This is a genomic window from Micromonospora sp. NPDC006766, from assembly GCF_040636055.1.
In the GTDB taxonomy this organism is placed as follows: domain Bacteria; phylum Actinomycetota; class Actinomycetes; order Mycobacteriales; family Micromonosporaceae; genus Micromonospora.
In genome coordinates this window covers 38,913-56,470 of record NZ_JBEYIX010000016.1, presented here as the reverse complement: position 1 = coordinate 56,470, position 17,558 = coordinate 38,913, and the positions used below count along the sequence as shown (strand labels likewise).

Annotated in this window: 10 protein-coding genes; 3 read left to right on the top strand and 7 right to left on the bottom strand. The window is 72.6% G+C overall.

The features are described from left to right. Positions 1-36 precede the first annotated feature (36 nt). From ABZ671_RS16445 to ABZ671_RS16430, 4 genes are read right to left on the bottom strand one after another with little or no spacing between them, the layout of a single operon-like run. Positions 37-3,012: a multicopper oxidase domain-containing protein gene (locus ABZ671_RS16445; RefSeq protein WP_357857906.1), complete on the bottom strand. Its 2,976-nt coding sequence runs from the start codon at positions 3,010-3,012 to the stop codon at positions 37-39. A 20-nt stretch (positions 3,013-3,032) separates the two neighbouring features. Then, positions 3,033-4,334, bottom strand: coding sequence for a multicopper oxidase domain-containing protein (locus tag ABZ671_RS16440; RefSeq protein WP_357857903.1), 1,302 nt, complete (start codon positions 4,332-4,334; stop codon positions 3,033-3,035). Between the two features lie 13 nt (positions 4,335-4,347). Beyond that, positions 4,348-5,607 (bottom strand): multicopper oxidase domain-containing protein, encoded by a 1,260-nt coding sequence (locus tag ABZ671_RS16435; RefSeq protein ID WP_357857900.1) that lies wholly within the window; start codon positions 5,605-5,607, stop codon positions 4,348-4,350. After that, a complete protein-coding gene (locus ABZ671_RS16430) occupies positions 5,604-10,817 on the bottom strand; it encodes an SdrD B-like domain-containing protein (RefSeq protein WP_357857897.1) in 5,214 nt (1,737 codons plus the stop codon). Before ABZ671_RS16430 ends, ABZ671_RS16435 begins: the two co-directional genes overlap by 4 nt. Positions 10,818-11,023: 206 nt before the next feature. Here ABZ671_RS16430 and ABZ671_RS16425 point away from each other — a divergent pair, with 206 nt between their 5' ends. Together ABZ671_RS16425 and ABZ671_RS16420 are read left to right on the top strand one after the other, a co-directional pair. Then, positions 11,024-11,731 carry a response regulator transcription factor gene (locus ABZ671_RS16425; RefSeq protein WP_357857894.1) on the top strand — a complete coding sequence of 236 codons (708 nt, stop codon included), beginning with the start codon at positions 11,024-11,026 and terminating at the stop codon, positions 11,729-11,731. After that, entirely contained in the window at positions 11,712-12,779 is a 1,068-nt protein-coding gene (locus ABZ671_RS16420) for a HAMP domain-containing sensor histidine kinase (RefSeq protein ID WP_357857891.1), read from the top strand. The genes ABZ671_RS16425 and ABZ671_RS16420 overlap by 20 nt, the downstream gene beginning before the upstream one ends. A gap of 38 nt (positions 12,780-12,817) precedes the next feature. Here the strand turns inward: ABZ671_RS16420 and ABZ671_RS16415 are convergent, their stop codons facing one another. The 3 genes from ABZ671_RS16415 to ABZ671_RS16405 form a co-directional block, all read right to left on the bottom strand. Then, positions 12,818-13,531: a polysaccharide deacetylase family protein gene (locus ABZ671_RS16415; protein ID WP_357857889.1), complete on the bottom strand. Its 714-nt coding sequence runs from the start codon at positions 13,529-13,531 to the stop codon at positions 12,818-12,820. 92 nt (positions 13,532-13,623) lie between these two features. Further along, positions 13,624-15,384 carry a lysylphosphatidylglycerol synthase domain-containing protein gene (locus ABZ671_RS16410; RefSeq protein WP_357857886.1) on the bottom strand — a complete coding sequence of 587 codons (1,761 nt, stop codon included), beginning with the start codon at positions 15,382-15,384 and terminating at the stop codon, positions 13,624-13,626. Positions 15,385-15,486: 102 nt separating this feature from the next. Then, positions 15,487-16,794, bottom strand: a complete 1,308-nt coding sequence (locus ABZ671_RS16405; RefSeq protein ID WP_357857883.1) for a D-alanyl-D-alanine carboxypeptidase — start codon at positions 16,792-16,794, stop codon at positions 15,487-15,489. A gap of 289 nt (positions 16,795-17,083) precedes the next feature. Here ABZ671_RS16405 and ABZ671_RS16400 point away from each other — a divergent pair, with 289 nt between their 5' ends. Continuing rightward, positions 17,084-17,530 (top strand): hypothetical protein, encoded by a 447-nt coding sequence (locus tag ABZ671_RS16400; protein WP_357857880.1) that lies wholly within the window; start codon positions 17,084-17,086, stop codon positions 17,528-17,530. Positions 17,531-17,558 lie beyond the last annotated feature (28 nt).

Here is a 17,558-nt window from a genome sequence, read left to right as displayed (position 1 = left end):
GGGGCCGGGCAGCGGGCCCGGCCCCCAGGGGTCGGCTCAGGGTGCGGTGTAGCGGGTGGAGGCGTAGTTGTCGAAGCTCAGCGACCCGGTGGTGGTGGCGGTGCGGGCGATCAGGCCCAGCGTCGCCGACTCCACCGTGTAGCCGCTGGTGTCGCCGGTCAGGGTGCCGACCGTGACCGTGCCGACCTTGAGGGTGGCCGAGCCTGCGGTGGCCGACGTCCAGTCCAGCCGGACCGTCCCACCGTTCACGTTCGCCCACGCGGTGTACGCCCACCCCGCCGGCCGGAGCAGCCCGAGCCGGAACTGGTTGACGCCGTTGCTGCGCTGGTACTGCACGACGGCGAGGGGGCTGCCGGCGGCGTTGCGCAGCTGGTGAACGGTGACCACGGCGGTCTGCGGGTTGAACGTGCCGAGGATGACGTCGGCCTTGGTGTGCATGGTGCGCTCGGCGGCCGGCGTGTCGTCCAGGACGTAGCCGACCGTGCCGGCGACCAGTTGGCCGGCGCTGACCGACACCGTGCCGAACACCTGCGACCACGCGCTCGTGCCGTTGCTGAACCCGTCCGAGAAGATCGCGTCGGGCGGGTCCACGGTGACCGTCACCGAGCCGGCCGTCCCCCAGTGGCCCAGCGCGTCCCGGGCCCGGGCCCACAGCGTGTGGTTGCCCTTGCTGAACCCGTTGAGGGCGACCGTGGCGGAGACGATGCTGCCGCTGACCGTCATCGGGTGGCCGTTGCCGACGCCGGGGTCGGTGCCCTCGTACCACTCGGCGTCGGTGACCGCCGAGAGGTCGGTGGCGGTGGCGCTCAGGGAGAGCGTCGCCGCCCGGGCGGTCGGGTTCGGTGTCGCGGTGAAGGCGGTGATCACCGGCCCGGTCCGGTCCAGGACGAAGGTCACCGCGGCGAGCGGCCCCCAGTTCCCGGCCGTGTCGCGGGCGTGCACCAGCACCTGGTGGACGCCGTCGGCGGCTCCGGTCAGCTCGCTCAGCGGCAGCAGCCCGTAGGTGTTCTCGGTGGCGCTGTTGAACGACCCGTCCAGGGCCAGGAAGGTGAATCCGGCACCGTCCGCTCCGCCGACGTCGAGGAAGCCCTCCACTTCGGCGATCGTCGAGTGCACGCCGCCGCCGACCGGATCGGTGAACGCCGCGTTGATCCGCAGGTGGGCCGGGTCGGACGCCGAGCCGGTACGACCGTCGGTGGCGGCCGGTTGCACCGCCGCGGAGAGCAGGGTCGGCGCGGTCCGGTCCACCACCAGGTCGACGGTGTCGTACGGGCCCCAGAAGTTGAACGAGTCCCGGGTGTGCACGTGTACGCTGTGCCGGCCTTCGGACAGGGCGGCGGCGACCACCGCGGGGATGACGCCGGTTTCGGCGGTGACCGCCCCGCCCGGATTGACCAGGGTTAGCGGGGTGCCGGTGCCGCTGGGGCCGGTGGCGTCCACGAAGTACTCCGCGGCGGTGACCGTGCCGCCGAGGCCGCCGTCGTCGCCGGTGGCGGAGATCGCGATGTCCGCGGTGCCGTTGGTCGGGTTCGGGCTGAGGCTGACGGCGGTGGTGACCGCGCCGGTAACCGCGAGGTTCAACGTGGTGCTGCCCACCACTCCCCAGTTGCCGGCGACGTCGTGGCCGCGCACCCAGATGGTGTGCTTGCCCTGGCTGAGCGTGCCGAGCAGGTCGCCGGGGAGAACGGCGGTGGCCCCGGTAACAGTCGGGCCGGCGCCGAAACCGGCGGCGGTGAACGGTACGCCGGTGCCCTCGGCGATCCGCAGGTCGTCAACGACCGCCTCGGCCCGGTCCACCACCGAGTTGCCGTTGCGCGCGTCGGTGAAGTCGGCGGTGACGGTGATCATGTTCAGCACGCTGGCCGGGTTCGGGGCGACCCGGACGTTCGCCGAGGTCGGGCCGACATGGTCGCCGCTGATCGGCGGCGGGTCGGTGTCCAGGAAGGTCAGCATCCCGCCGAAGGCCTGCTGCGGGCTGACCCCGTTGACCGTGCTGCCGTAGCGCTGGCCGGCGTTGTTGAGCTGCCCGCCGGACTCGTACAGCGCGAAGCGTCGCCCGTCCGGCCCGGCCGGCAGATCGACCACGGCGTCGACCGCCTGCCCAGGTTGCAGCGGCAGGGTCACCGCCGCCTCCGGGTACGCGGCCGGGCGGGCGTCCTGCCCGACGACCGCCTGGTCCAAGCCGAGCAGGGTCATCGGGTGCGGCTGCAGCCCGGCGGCGACGTAGCGCAGCAGCACCCGGCGGCCGACGTCGGTGGCGACGACGCCGGTCTCCGGGAACGCCTTGCCGTTGATCAGGCGGTACTTCGGGGCGTACGCGCGCATGTCGTAGGTGCGCGGGGCGGCGTTGAACGCCGGGTCGACCTCAGTGAGCACCAGCACCGCCTCGTCGTCGTAGGTCGAGGCGGTGTCCCCGTACGCGCTGGGCCGTCCGCCGACCGCGGGGGCGCGGACCACCAGCGCGCCGACCAGGCCCATGGCGATCTGCCGCGCCCCGTACGCAGTGTGACCGGCCTCGTAGAGGTAGGTGCCCGGGCGGGCGGCGGTGAAGGTGTAGCTGCGGGTGCCGCCGGGGGCGGCGCCGGTGCGGTCCGGGGCGAGCCCGGTGACCGCCGGGAACGCCAGCGACAGGTTGTCGGTGAGCCCGTTGTGCACGGTGATGGTCACCTGGTTGCCCTGGTCGACCACGAGCACCGGGCCGGGCAGGGTGGCCGTGGCGGCGTCGGTCGAGGCGAAGCCCCAGATCGGCACCGGCGCGGCGGCGCCGGGCAGCACCACCGAACCGGGCTTGGCCCACAGGTCGCAGGTCGCCGTGCCGGCGGTGAGCTGGCAGCCGGTCTGCGGCAACGTGCCCTGCGGCGGGCCGGGCGGCCCGGCGAGGACCGCCGGTGCCCGGCCGGCGGCGTGCTGGGGCGCGGCGTGCTGGGGCGCGGCGTTCGCGGGGGCCGAGCCCAGCACCAGCAGCGCCGCCGCGATCCCGGCGACCAGCCGAGGCGTACGGGTCAAGGTCATCGTCGCCCTCCCCTGCCGTGTCATGCCGGGCACCCGGCGGGCGGGTCGATGCGGATCAGCGTCATCATTCCGCCGAAGCTCGCCCCGTAGTTGGTGGCCTGTTCCAACGCGTGGCTGTGCGCGACGTGGTAGTACTCGCCGCACAGGTTGTTCTGCACCACGCCCGGCGGCAGTTCGCCCTGCTCACCGCCGAGGTACGGGTTCTCCGCGAACCAGGTCTCCGGCCCGGGGCCGACGATCTGGTCCTGCAACGACGGCAGCGGCACCGGGATCGGGTTGGTGCTCGGGTTCCAGTGCTCGGCGTCCTTCCAGACCATCAGCGTGTCCACGGTCTGCCCGGGCGCGACGTCGATGAGGAAGTTGGAGAACGAGAGGTCCTGCCCGCCGGGGCCCTGCGCGGGCCGGCCGTCCCGGGCGATCAACTGCTCGTCACTGCCATGGGGGTGGAACGGGTAGCTCACCGAGCCGGCGTTGAGGTAGCGGATCAGGGCCGGCTTGGGGTTGCTCGTCGGGTCGTACGGCTGGATGTGGATCAACGCGCCGTACGGCTGGTCGGGCAGCCAGTCGGCGTGGTTGGGGGCGAGGGTGTCCGGCATGCTGCGCCCGTTGATGGTGAAGTAGCGGGCCTTGTACTTCGTGAAGTCGTACGCCCGCTTGCGCTCGACGGCCAGGTGCAGGTCCGGGTCGATCTCGCCGAGCAGGTAGAGGTACTCGTGGTCGGGGTCGAACGCCGAGTCGGCCCGGTTGTTCTCCCGGTCCGGGTGGCCGACCGGGCGCACCACCAGCGCCCCGTGGAGGCCCATCTGCACCTGCTTCTGCACGTCGGTGCCGGACTGGTAGAGGTAGGTGCCGGGCGGGCCGGCGGTGAAGGTGTAGGTGACCGAGCCGTTGCCGGCCGCGGCGGTGGTGGTGAGCGAGGTGAGGTTGTCGGCGCTGTCGGTCTCCGGCTGGGCCGGCCGCCCGTCGGCGAGCACCCCCACCTGGCCGGGGAAGGTGATCGAGGTGGGCTCCGGCAGGGTGTTGTGCAGCACGACGGTGACCTTCACCCCGGAGGTGACGCAGAGCGTCGGGCCGGGCAGTTGGAACTCGCCGCCGCTGGCCGCGTAGCTCCACATGTAGATGGTGTTGCCGTCCGGCATGCCCGCGTATCCGCCGGTGGCGGTGAGGTCGAAGGCGTTGTCGCGGGACGTGAGGCACTCCAGGCCGGCCGGCGGGCTGGCGGCCACCCGGTGCGGCCCCGGAACGAGGAGAACGGCGACGATGGCCGCGACGAGCGGCACCGCGCTCAGCCGCTTCCACCGACCGTGGTCGAGACGAAGCATCGGTACCCCCATCTCAGGCGTTCGCCCGGGTCTGCGCCGCGAGCGTGCCGGGCGGCGAGATCCGGATCTCGGTCAACTGCCCGCCCCGTCCGCCGCCGGCGTTGGCCAGGGACATCAGGTCGCGGTCGTAGAGCAGGTACGTGCCGGCGTCGGGCGCGGTGAAGATGACGTCGCGGCTCTCCCCCGGCCCGATCTCGACGGTGCTGGTCACCTGGTACTCGGCGCTGCCGTCCCGGCCGCGCAGCAGCGCGGCGTCCTTGCCGACCACCTGCAGGTCGATGCCGTCGACGGTGAGGGTGTGGTTCCAGTAGCCGAGGTTGGCCAGCCGCAGCAGCACCCGCTCCCCCGCGTTCGCCGTGATCAGCGAGGAGATCGGCTGGTAGCGCAGCCGCCCGGCGGCGGGGCTGAGCGGGTCGCCGTTGGGGGCGAGGGTGTCCGGGTAGCAGCGGCCGTTGAAGGCGAAGAAGGACGGCTTGTAGTCGGTCCAGTCGGTGGTCTGGATGTGCGCGTCGCGGTAGTGCGCCTCGGCCCACACCTCGGTGAGCATCAGCGCGAACTCCCGGTCGTACCGGGTGCTGCCGTCGCCGTCGTTGTAGGCGTACTTCCCGGGCGGGACGTCGACGGTGCCGGCGTTCTGCGTGGGCCGTACGTAGACGATGCCGGTCATGCCCATCTGCACGTGCTCGACGTCTTCGAAGTGGCAGTGGTACATGTAGGTGCCGGCGTCGTGCGGCCGGAAGAAGTAGGTGAACTCCCGGCCGATCGGCACCGAGATGGACAGCTCCGGCACGCCGTCGAAGAGCGGGATGGCGTTACGGAAACCGTGCCAGTGCACGGTGTGCCCGTCGACCAGGTCGGGGCGCACGCTCAGGCCGAGGTTGGTCAGCTTGATCCTGATGTCGGTCTCCTGGTCGAAGCCGAGCAGCGGGGCGGTCATCTGCGCCTTGCCGCGCTGGGCGGTGACCTCGGTGGCGGACAGGCCGGTGACGTCGCGGAAGCCGAAGACGTACAGGTCGGTGTTGGGCGGGGCGAGCGGGTCGGGCCAGAACGGGCGGATCGCCGGGGAGCCCTGCGGCATGGAGACCCAGCCGTCGGTGGCCGCCAGGTGCAGGGTCACCGACGGGTTGGGCACCGCGCGCGGCAGCACCGCCGCCGCGCGGCGCGGTTGGGCGTCGGAGCCGCTCTCGGGCAGGACCGCCCAGGTGCCCAGACCGGTGACGCCGGCCAGCAGGGCGCGCCGGCTGATGCTCCGCTGCCGTACGGGATCGGTCACGATCTCCTCCTCAATGGCTGGAACAGGCGGATTCCGCGGACGATCGGCATGAGCCAGTTACTCAGGGACGATCCGGACAGCTCGTCGGCACCGGCGTCCGGGCGCAGGATGCTGCGGGCCTGACCGTCGATGTCGACCGTCGGGGCGGTGACGGTCACCGTGCCGTAGGTGCGGGAGCGCACCCCCAGGGCACGCGCCGACGAGGCGGCGTCGGCCAGGTGCCAGTCGCCCATCGCGGTCAGCGGGACCTCCTGGAGCACGATCACCGCCTGCCGGAAGGACGGGAAGGTACGCGAGGTGAGGATCTGCACCGACACCGTGAACGGGCGGCGGAACCGGGGGTCGACGCCGACCTTGTTGGTGCTGCTGAGCGCGGTGCCGGTGGTGTCCTGGAGCACCGAGTTGGTCGGGGTCAGCGGGCCCACCCCGTCGGCCGAGCCCATGTCCCAGTGGCGGACGGTGTCCCCGGCCGGGGCGCCGGTGGCGCCGATGCCCTTGACGTACTCACCGGTCCACTCGCCGGCGCGGTTGTCCCAGAACACGTTGTTGAACATCTTCGGGTCGCTGAAGGTGGGCGATCCCGGCCGCAGGGTGGCCTGCAGCTGCTTGCTGTTTTCCGTGGTGGACAGGCCGGCCGGGGCGGCCCGGCCGTTGCTGGTGGCCGCGGTCGCGGTGGTGATGTTGCCGGCGACGGTGTTGTTGACGAACCGCACGTCCGGCGCGTCGTCGAGCGCGATCCCGCCGCCCTCGTGCGTGGAGATGTTGTTGACCAGCATGTTGTTGGTCACCGAGATCGGCACGTTGCCGGCCTGGAGCAGCCGGACGCCGCCGCCGTCGTCGTTGGCCAGGTTCGCCTCCACCAGGTTGGCGTCGATCTGCACCGTGCCCGTGCCGGGTGACAGTCTCGTCGGGTCCGACGGCAGCTCACCGGCGACCATGATGCCGCCGCCCTCGTCGTACGACTGGTTGAGCCGGATCCGGTTGTTCGCGATCTGGCCGTTGGACGACAGGCCGTAGTGGCTGATGCCGCCGCCGTACTCGGCGGAGAAGTTGCCGCAGATGGCGTTGTGGTCCACCGAGTACGCGGTGCTGCCGGCGAAGATGCCGATGCCGCCGGCCAGGTTGGTCCCGCCGTTGTCCCGGATCTGGTTGCGGGCGATGGTGACGTGATCGTTGGTGGTGTTCAGGTAGGGCGTGCCGATCCGGATCGCGCCGCCGTACGAGCCGCTGTTGCCGACGATGACGTTGTCGGTGATCCGCGTGTAGCGGGCCGCGCCGTGCAGATAGATGCCGCCACCCTGGGTCACCACCGCGCCCGGCGCGCCGTACGGGGTTTTCACCCCGCCGGTCACCGGGTTGAGGTTGCCGGGGAAGTCGGCCTGGTTGCCACCGGTGATCCGGAAGCCGTCGATGGTGACGCCGTTCGTCGCGCTGAACTGCCCGGGGCGGGCCAGCACGGTCACCACCGCGCCGTCCGGCACCGCCTCCGGCCCGGCATGCGGCAGGGACGCGACCAGGTTCAGCCACGCCGTGCCGTCCGGGTTGTCGATGCGGAACGCCCGGCCGTCGAGGATGGACCCGGCGACGACGGTCCCGTCGGCGTACCGGCCGCCCGGGCCGACGCCCTGCAGCCGCGCCGAGGAGTGCACGACCACGGTCTCCAGGTAGGCGCCGGCCGGGTTGTCCGGGCCCGGGGTGTTCGGCCAGACCGCGACGACCCCGATGCCGCCGGCGGTGGCCGCCGCCTCCAGCGCCGCCTGCACGCTGGCGTAGGTGGTCTCCCCGGCGCGGACCGCCGAGGCGGGCGGCTTGACCTGGAACAGCCGGGGGTTGTTCGCGCCGCCGAGGCCGCTGCCGGTCGTGGTGCCGAGGATCTGGAAGGTGAGGCCGTTGATGGTCTGTCGGCCGTTGGCGGCGGTGACGCTCACCTCCGCCGGGCCGACCGAGCCACCGGTGACGGTGACCTCGATCTTCTGGTCGGACCAGGAGTTGACGGTCACCGTCGGGTTGATGCCGGCCGAGGTGAACCGGACCGCGCTGCCCGGACCGCGGGCGCCGAACCCGGTGCCGGTGATGGTGACCCGACGGTCGGTGTCGGTGCTGCGCAGGAACGGCCGGGAGACCGCGAACAGCTGCGGGTTGTCCCCGTCCGGGTCGCAGTTCACCGGGCCGAGTTGCCCGGAGCCGGGTGAGATGCCGATGGCCGCGACCCCGGTGGGTGCGGTGTCGGTCACCGTGTAGAGGCCCGGCCAGGCCTGGAAGTTGGTGCCGATGGTGCGGTACCGGGGGTTGTAGTTGGCGTTCAGGTGGCCGGGCTGGCCCGGGTCGTTGCCGACGAAGCGGTACATGTTCGGGCACGGCCCGGCCGGCAGCGGGCAGTTGTACGTGCTGGTCGAGGGCACGATCGCCTCGTACATGCCGTTGAAGTCGGTGTCGACGGTCTCGACCAGGCGGCCGGCCCAGTCGTACAGGCCGACGGGGATGTTCGGGATGCCCTCGGCCTCGCCGTAGTTGACGCTGCGCTTGTCGTGGCTCAGCCCGAGGTCGTTGATCACCAGCCCCCAGAAATGGGTGGGCAGCGGCACCGGGGTGAACAGGCTGAAGTCGGGCGCGCTGGTCTGCCCGGCCCGGACCTCGACCAGCCTGGTGTCGCAGAGCGGGCGCAGCTGACCCTCGAACGGGCTGCCACCACCGTCGAGGAAGGCGGGGTTGGTGACGTGCACCTCGTGCAGAGCGCCCGCGCAGGACGAGGTGATGCCGTTGCCCTGCGACGGCGGCTCACCCGGGTTGGGCTGCGGGTCGGGCGGCGCCGGCTGCTCGGTGGCCTGGTCGGGTGAGGGCGGGAAGTTCTCCTGGGGCAGGTAGCCGTCGCCGTCGAAGACGTTGACGTCCTCCTCCCGGGTCGGCAGGTACATCGGCCCGCCGCCGACCGGGTTCTCGCCCAACTCCACCGACACCAGGTAGTCGTCCGGCACCAGCGGCTGGGTTTCGCCGTCCGGCAGCGGCGCGTACAGCGGCAGGTCGTGGTCGGGGCCGGGGTTCGCCGGGTCGCCCGGCGGGATCAGGTTCAGCTTGGAGTCGGTGAAACCGTAGTTGCCGTTGACGGTCTGCCCGAAGTTGGTCGGGTCGTTGTCGGTCGGTGCGGCCTGGAAGCCCATCATCGGTGCCTCGACGCACATCTGGTCCGCCTCGGTGCCGAACTCCGGCAGCGCGAGCTGGTCGGTCAGCGGCCGCCCGTCGAACATCCGGGCGGTGCAGCCGCGTCCGGGCGCCCAGGTCTCCGAGGTGTACGCGTCGTTGAGCTCCGGGCCCTTCTTCAGCGAGCCGTCCTCGTCCCGGACCGGGTCCCCGTTCTCGTCCCGGACCACCGCGTGCAGGTGCACCTGGAGACCGGGGATGCCCGGCTGGTACGGCTCGGTGATCGCGTACGCCGGATCCAGCTCGTTGCGGGTGGTGTCGTAGGTGACGGTGCCGGCGATGCCGCCGTTCTCCGTTCCCCGGTACGGCTGCACACCCCAGTCCACCCGGCCCGACAGCCCGATGATCGGCAGCACGTCCACGTCGACGGCCTCGCCGAGCAGCGTCGTCGGGGTGGGGTCGTTCGGCGCCTGGTAGGTGATGCCGGTGGTCTTGTAGCGGGTGTGGAACGCCTCCAGCACCAGCCACTTGGTCAGCGGGTACACCTCCTTGATGGAGTACTTGCCGTTGCTGTCGGTGATCACGCTGTTGGTGGCCTGGTCCATGAAGGAGTTGTCGCGTTCCCTGATCGTCAGCGGGAAGCGGGGCACGCCCTTCTCGCCCGGGTCCTGCCGGCCGTTGCCGTTGGTGTCGACGAAGACCGTGCCGGTGATCTCGGTGAACCAGCCCGCGAGCGGCTTGGTGCCGACGTTGACGGTCTTCCCGCCGCTGACCGTGACGTTGAACGAGTCGAGCAGCATCTCCTGGGGGCCGTCCCAGAGGGTCAGCTGGTAGTCGCCGTCGGGCACGTGCGGAATGCGGAACGAGCCGTCGGCGGCGCCACGGTCCAGGTAGATCATCTGGTCGCCGTCGCCTAGGTCGGACAGGGCCACCCAGGGCCGGGGAACCGGGCCGGCGATCTTCCCGCCGGCCACCCCGGTCTCCGGCACCGTCACGCCGCCCTGCCCGCCGATGTAGGTGTAGATCTGCACCACCGTGCCGGTGATCGCGCCGGTGGCGGTGCCGGTGAGCGCCTTCGGGGAGACGAAGCCGAAGTCCACGTACGGCACCAGCTCGCCGCCGAGGCTCTGCTCGGTGTCGTAGCCGGTGTCGTTCTCCTGCACCCAGACGTCCCAGTCGTGGCCGCCCTCCAGCGTGGTGGTCTGCACCCAGTTCTGCCCGCTCGGGGCGACGACAGTGGCGGCGTACCGGTTCGGGCCGAGGTTGGGGATGACGATGTCGCCGTTGGCGTCGCTGCGGCAGCCGGTGGACTCCTCGGCGATGACCGGTGCGCCATCTTCGAATACGACCTTTCCGGCCGGATGGGTGGCGTCCGGCGCGGTGTGCTCGTACTCGGTGCAGAGCGGGTTGCCGTAGTAGTCGACGGTCACCTCCCCCATCACATCGGACAGGTGGGCGGTGAAGCCGGCCAGGCCATGCTCGGCACCGACCTCGTACGTGCCGTCGACCGGGGCGTTGTCCTCGAAGACACGCAGTCGGACCGTGCCGAGCGGCAGCGGGTACGGCTGCATGCCGACGGTCACCGCGGTGGTCCGGCCCGGCGTGACCGTGAAGTGCTCACCGTCGATCTTGTAGCCGTCGGCGGTGACCGAGATCAGGTAGCGGCCGGCCGGCAGGTGACCCAGTGCCTTGCCGGTGGCGAGTGTCTCCTGGTCACCCTGGGCGATCACCGGGACCGCGCCGGGGGTGTTGCGGATGGACGGCCAGCGGCAGTGGTCAGCGAAGTCCGGCGCGCTGGCCACCCCGGCCCGGGCGGGCAGGCAGTGCGCCGGCGCGTCGTGCGGATCGCCGGTGTCGTCCGCCGTGATCATCCAGCGGTAGTCGGTCACCCGGTCGCCCCGCTGGATCTGCGGCGCCGGCCCGACGGTGCGGGCGCTGACCACCTTGAGGGTGATGTCCCCCGTGGTGGGCTCGGCGGCGGCCGCGGCCGGACCAGGCGGTACGACGAACCCGACGAGTAGCAGGCAACTGACGGACACGAACCAGCGCGGCCAGACGGAACGGCGCGGCATGCCCTCACCCCCTCGGTCAGCGGAGAACGGCCGCGCCGGTACGCGGCCGGGCCGGTGTGAGGAGCATGGGCGGTGACCCCACGCCCGCGACCGTTCATGACGGCGTCGTCATGTGACCGTCATCCGGGCGGCAACCCGCTGTGTCGGATCCGCGACAGAAAGGTGCGCCGTTCAGCGGTGGCGCGAACAAACATGAAGCATGCTCTATGAATAGATGGAACGTCACCGACGTCTGTGGGGGCACGGTGGGGCGAGTACTGGTGATCGAGGACGACGAGCGGATCGGACGGTTGGTCACCCGGGCGCTGGAGGGCGGTGGCCTGCTGACCGAGCGGGCGTCGTCCGGCACGTCCGGCCTGGACGCGGCGCTGCGCCGCGACTTCGACCTGGTGGTGCTGGACCTGATGCTGCCCGGCCTGGACGGCCGTCAGGTGTTGGACCGGCTGCTGGAGCGACGGCCCGACCAGCCCGTGCTGGTGCTCTCGGCGGTACCGGAGATCAGCACCCGGGTGGCGGTGCTGGAGGCGGGCGCGGCGGACTTCCTCGGCAAACCGTTCGCGGTCGCCGAGTTGCTGGCCCGGGTACGCGCCCGGATGCGCGGCGCGTCCACCGGGGACGCGGGCCGGTGGCTGCGGATCGGGCCGGTGCAGCTGGACCTGCACCGGCGCCAGGCCACCGTCGACGGCGTACGCGTTGATCTGCCGCTACGCGAGTTCCTGCTGTTGCAGCATCTGATGAGTCGGGCCGGCCGCCCGTGCAGCCGCGAGGAGCTGCTGGCCGACGTGTGGGGCCTGCACTTCGACCCGGGCAGCAACGTGGTCGACGTGTCGGTCCGCCGGCTACGTGGCCGGCTGGACCGGCCGGACCGGATCGAGACGGTGCGCGGCGTGGGTTATGCGTACGCCGCCGAATGACCGGCTGCTGACCCGCGTCTGGATCGCCTTCGCCGCGCTCAACGCGGTGCTGATGTGGTACCTGCCCGGGCAGGAGACGGTGCCGTTCCACCTGGTCTGGATCAGCCTGGCCCTGGTATACGGCTTCACCAACTGGCGGCTCTCCTGGATGGTGGCCGCGCTGGTGGCGGTGACCACCACGACCGGGGTGATCCTGGCCCACCACGCGGCCGTCGGCGAGATCCGCTGGGAGGAGACCAGCGAGGAACCGCTGATGACGGTGGTCTTCGGCGTGATGGCCTGGCACGTGCACCGCCGGCACGTGCTGCTGCACGAGATGCGCCGCATCGGCGAGGCCGAACGGGACCGGGCGCATCGGCATGAACTGCTGGTCCGGCTCGCCTCGCATGAGTTGCGTACGCCGCTGACCATCGCCCGCGGCTACACCGAGCTGCTGCGCACCGCCCACGACGACCCGTCGACCCGGGCGGACACCGCAGTCGTGTTGGAGGAGCTGGACAAGGTGGCCCGGATCGCGCACCGACTGGTCACCCTGATGCAACTCGAACAGCAGCACCCGATCCGCCCGGTCGACCTGGACACCGAGCTGGCCCGGATCGCCCGCCGCTGGGCGCCCACCGCCGACCGAAAGTGGTCCTGCCGGTCGGCGATCGGGCTCACCCGGGTCAACCCGGAGCGGCTGGAGGCGGCGCTGGACTGCCTGATCGAGAATGCGGTGAAGTTCACCGGCCCCGGCGACCGGATCGAGCTGGTGGGCCACCGGGACACGACCGGATGGACGGTCGAGGTGATCGACTCGGGCGTGGGCATCCCGCCGGAGGCCGTACCCGATCTCCTCGCCGGGCAACCCGGTCGTCCCACCGCCACCGGCACCGGTCTCGGGTGGGCCATCGTCCGCGCGGTGGCCGCCACGCTCCACGGCCGGCTCACCGTCGACAGCGAACCGGGCGGCGGTGCCCGGATCGGGCTGCGGGTGCCGGAACCCGCCCCGGCCGGCCCGACCCGGCCCGCGCCCGCCGACGGACCGGTCAGTCTCGCAACCGGCTAGGCGGACGACCGGTACGGGTACGGCCGGCACCTCGTGGGTCAGCCGGCCACGTCCCGGTGCGCGCCGACCGGGCCGACCGTCCAGCCCTGGCGGCGGCACTCGGTCAGCAGCCGGGGCAGGGCACCCAACGCGGCCCGCCAGGCGCCCGGCGCGGAGGTGCACGAGGAGTCATGCAACAGGATCGTGCCCCCGCCGGAGAGGTCCGCCCGCACGGTGTCGTACACCGAGTCGGCGGTGGCCGTGGCGGCCCAGTCCCGACCCCAGCAGCTCCACAGCACCGGCGCCAGCCCCAACCGCCGCGCCGCCAGCAGGGTGGAACCGGTCAGCAGCCCGTACGGGGGGCGCAGGAACCGGGGCGTCTGGCCGGTCACGGCGGTGATCAGCGCGCGGGCGCGGGTCAGGTCGCGTGCGGTCGCCACCGGCCCGCGCCGCAGCATGTTGTCGTGCCGCCAGCCGTGCACCGCCACCTCGTGACCGGCGGCGACGATCTCCCGCCCGAGGTCGGGCGAGCGCTGCAGCATCACGCCGAGCAGGAAGAACGTGGCCCGGACCCGGTGCTCGGCCAGCACCTCCAGAAACCGGGGGGTCGACTCGGGGTCGGGGCCGTCATCGAAGGTGAGCGCGACCCGGTCGGGCGGACCGGCACCGTGCAGGCCAGGGAAGAACCGACGCCGGACGAACGGCAGCGCGGTCACGATCGGGGCCACATGCCACGCCGGCAGCGCTGCCGCCACGGCCCAGCCGGCCCGCACGGGACCAGCCCTCCCCCGGGGGCCGCCCGCGGACTGCAGCAACGCGGCAACCACCGCCTTGGTGTACCCAGGGTGGTGCCATCCACGCCGGGTCAGATGGCATGCCGGCGCACCAGCAGCCGCAGCGCCACGTATCCGGGCAGCACCGGCAGCCAGAAGGTGGCGAGCCGGTAGATCAGCACCCCGGCGACCGCGATGCCCGCCGGGACGCCGTAGAGCAGCAGGCCGGAAACGAGGGCGGCCTCGGTGGCGCCCAGCCCGCCGGGGGTCGGCGCGGCCGTGGCCACCCCCTCCCCCACCATGCAGACCAGCACCACCGGTGCGATCAGGGCCGGCTGGGCAGGCAGTCCGACGGCGAACAGCGAAAGCCAGAACGCGGTCGCGTACGCCAGGGTGAGCGCCAGGCCGGCGGCCAGCAGCCGCAACATCCGACCGCTGCGCAGCAGCAGGCGAAGCGCGTCGAGCGCCTGACGGGCGGCGTGGCGGGTACGGGCCCGCCAGCGGGGCCGGGACATCGCCACGGCGGCCAGCGCCAGCAGGCCGAGCCCGACCAGCAGCACCAGCCAGCCCCGCCCGGCGAACGCGGTGCGCAGGTGTTGCGCCGAGCCTCGCGCGAAGGGCAGCAGGACGGGCAGCAGCAGGGTGAAGGCGAGGAAGCCGGCGGCCCGGTCGACGGCGACCGTGGTGGCCGCGACCGGCAGCGGCAGGCCCTGTCGACGCAGGTAGCGCAGGCTGAGCGCGAACCCGCCGACGGCGCCCGGTGCGATCCGGTTGACGAAGCCCGCCGCCACCTGCACCGACACGGTGGTGGCGAGGGGGATCCGGCCGGCCGCCGCGATGCGCAGCGCGAGGGCGCTGATCGGGTACGTCGCCGCGGCGGCCAGCAGCGCGCCGAACACCGCCGCCGGATCGGCCCGACCCAGAGCCCGTACCGCCACGGCGACCTCATTGAAGTCGGTCACCAGGAAATAGCCCAGGACGCCGAGCATGACCAGCAGGAACAGGTCCGGGCCGGTGAACCGGACGACCCGGGCGGTGCGCACCGGGCGGCCCGGGCAGCGGTGGGCGATCTCGGAGCGGAGGTCGTCGAGCAGGCCCGGCCGGTCGGTCAGCGTACGCCGGGCGGGCCGCGACAGCAGCGCGGGTTGCAGCCAGGGGAGGCTGTCGGCCACCGCCGCGGCGCCCAGGTGGTCGACGGCGGCGGCGACGGTCGGGCGTACGCCGGCCAGCCCGGCGAGCACCACCAACGGTTCCACCAGGTCGCGGGCGCACTGCTCGGGGGTGGCCCGGTCGGTGCCGGCGGCCAGCGCGACAAGCCGGGCCGTGGCCTCGGTCACCAGGATGTTGGCGCCGCGCAGGTCGCGGTGGGCGAGTCCGGCCCGGTGCAGCAGCGCGATCTGCCGCCAGACGTCGGCCAGCGCGTCGGCGTCGAGTTCACCGGGTTCGAGCGCGTCCAGCGGCCGACCGGGCGCGAACTCCTCGACGAGCAGCCCCTCCCCGGCCGGGCCGGCAGCCGCGTCCAGCGGTCGCGGCACCCGAACACCGGCCCGTCCGGCCAGCCGCAGCAGGCGTGCCTCGCGCTCGGCCTTCTGCGCGGCTGCGGCATACCCCGGGTAGTCGCCGAGATGGCGGTAGCGCAGCCGCCGACCCCACCGGCGCAGGCGGCCCGCGTCCCGCTGCCGGCCGGCGGAGAGCTTCACGAACAGGTCACGCCCGTCGGTGGTGGTGACCCGCCACGGGTGGGAGCCGCGCCGATCGCCGGGCAGCGGCGCGACCGCACGCACCGACACCCCTTGGTTGGCGAGGAGCTGGCGGACCAGCCCGGCGGTGCCGTTCCCGCCGCTGTCCCGCATGCTCCGACCATAGGGCGGTGCCACCGTACGCCGGGCGGCAACGCACCGCTCCACCCGGCGGCATCCGGCGCGCGGGTGGCCCACCGGCGGTGGACAGCGGCGCTATGCGCGGCGGCGACCGCGGTGGGAGCGGTCCCGGCGGGCGGCCAGTGCCGCCACGAGACCACCGACGGTGAGCGCGAGGAGGCCGGCGGTGGGCACGATGACCTGCCAGTCGCCGTTGGCCATGCGGTGCAGCGCGGTCGCGGCCGGTCCCCGCCACTGCTGGGCCGGGGCCGGTGCGGGCGCGGACGGCGGGTTGCTCGGGGGCGTCTCCGCCTCGTCCAGCTCGCCGGGCTCGACCAGCCGGCCCACCGAGGCGTCCCGGGGCAGGGAGAAACCCCAGTCGAGCAGCTTGGCCCCCTGCTGCCAGCCGCGTATCGGGCGGGACTCGGCGCCGAGCAGGGTCACCACGAGCCGTCGGCCGTCGCGCTCGGCGGCGCCCACGTAGCTGTGCCGGGCCAGATCGGTGAAGCCGGTCTTGCCGCCCAGGGCACCCCGGTAGTGGTAGATGAGCTGGTTGTCGTTCTGGATCTGGAAGCCGCCCTTCTTCAGGGCCGGTTGGGCGGGGATCTTGGTGTGCTCGGTGAGCGCGTACCGGCGAAACAGCGGGTTGGCGAAGCAGGCCCGGGCGATCAGCGCCAGGTCGTACGCGCTGGTGAACTGTCCTTTTCCGTCCAGGCCCGACGGGGTGACGGCGTGCGTCTGCCGGGCGCCGAGCCGCGCGGCCTCCTCGTTCATCGCCCGGATCCCGCCGGGCAGTCCGTCCGCGCCGCCGCCGAGCCGGGCCAGCAGGTTGGCCGCCTCGTTGCCGGAGTTGAGCAGCAGCCCGAGCCACACCGTCTCGATGGTGTATTTCCCACCGACGAGCAGGCCGACCGCCGAGCTGCCCGGCTCGATGTCCAGGTCACCGCGGGTCGCCGTGACCACCTGCTTCGGGTCGAGCCGGGGCAGCATGGTGGCGGTCAGCAGCAGCTTCTGGGTGCTGGCCGGGATGCCGTACTCGTGCGGGCCGCAGGCGCCCAGCACCGCGCCCGTGTCCAAGTCGGCGACCACCCAGGACCGCGCGGTGATGGCCGGCGGCGCGGGCGCGCCGGCGGGGGCGATCAGCCCCGGGGTGTCGAGCGCCTCGCCGCCGACGACCCGGTCGGCCGGCACGTCCGGCGGGGACACCGGCCGGGGCGGGTGGGACACCGCCGGGGCCGGCACCTTCGCCTTCGGGCACGGCACGGGGGCCCGGGCGGCTACGACCTGAGCCGCTGTCGTGGCCCGCGCGGCTTGCGACGCCGGGGCGGCCTGCGCGGCGGGGACTGCGGTCCCGACGCCCAGAAGAACGGCGGCGGTGAGTGCGGCCAGTGCCCGAGCTCTCATGGCCAGGGAGAGTAACCGGCAAGATCGATCTAGGGCTGCACCGGTCCCCCTCCACCTGCCGTCGTCTGGGCATGAAGAGGTGGCGAGGCTGGCCACCGCTGCTGACGACGCCGACCTGGTACGGGCGTGTCGCGGGCGAGAAGGCACCATCCTTGACACCAATATGCCTCTGAGGCATATCGCTTCTACCCGCTCTTCCGACCTACTCGTCTAGAGTGCGAGGCTTATGAATATCCCACGTGAAGCGGAAGCGCGCATCGGTCCGATCGGCGCACTACTCTGCCGACTGATGTTCCTGGCAATCTGCCTGCCCGGGCCGGTCCTGCTCGCCGCCGCGATGACGCGGGACCCACTGCGGTCGCCCACGGACTTCTGGGGCCTACTCGCCGGTGGCGCACTGGTGACGATCGTCGGTGTCGGTTTCGGCGTCTTCGGCTGGCGGCTGGTCACCCGCTCGCGCCGCGACGCGCGTCGGCTGTCCGCCGCTGGTGTCGCCGCGACGGCGGAGATTCTCAGGGTGGCGAACCACCTGGGCGGAGAGGACCCGGGGCTGGAACTCCACCTGCGGATCAGCGGGCCCGGGTTCGCCACGTTCGAGGCAGACACGATCCGGGCCGACGACCCGGCCCTCGTGCCCGGCGCGGTGCTGGCCGCCGTCGTGGACCCTGCCGATCGCCTCTTCTCGATCACTGGGCCCTATTTACCAAGTACCGGAAACCCTCGACCCGCCCGGTGAGACGAGCGGGCAGATCGGGGGTTTCGGC

Excerpts from the sequence above, each read along its gene's own strand:
- ABZ671_RS16445 (WP_357857906.1), bottom strand. The coding sequence starts at position 3,012 with ATGACCTTGACCCGTACGCCTCGGCTGGTCGCCGGGATCGCGGCGGCG.
- ABZ671_RS16440 (WP_357857903.1), bottom strand. The coding sequence starts at position 4,334 with ATGCTTCGTCTCGACCACGGTCGGTGGAAGCGGCTGAGCGCGGTGCCG.
- ABZ671_RS16430 (WP_357857897.1), bottom strand. The coding sequence starts at position 10,817 with ATGCCGCGCCGTTCCGTCTGGCCGCGCTGGTTCGTGTCCGTCAGTTGC.
- ABZ671_RS16425 (WP_357857894.1), top strand. The coding sequence starts at position 11,024 with ATGAATAGATGGAACGTCACCGACGTCTGTGGGGGCACGGTGGGGCGA.
- ABZ671_RS16420 (WP_357857891.1), top strand. The coding sequence starts at position 11,712 with ATGCGTACGCCGCCGAATGACCGGCTGCTGACCCGCGTCTGGATCGCC.
- ABZ671_RS16410 (WP_357857886.1), bottom strand. The coding sequence starts at position 15,384 with ATGCGGGACAGCGGCGGGAACGGCACCGCCGGGCTGGTCCGCCAGCTC.
- ABZ671_RS16405 (WP_357857883.1), bottom strand. The coding sequence starts at position 16,794 with ATGAGAGCTCGGGCACTGGCCGCACTCACCGCCGCCGTTCTTCTGGGC.
- ABZ671_RS16400 (WP_357857880.1), top strand. The coding sequence starts at position 17,084 with ATGTTCCTGGCAATCTGCCTGCCCGGGCCGGTCCTGCTCGCCGCCGCG.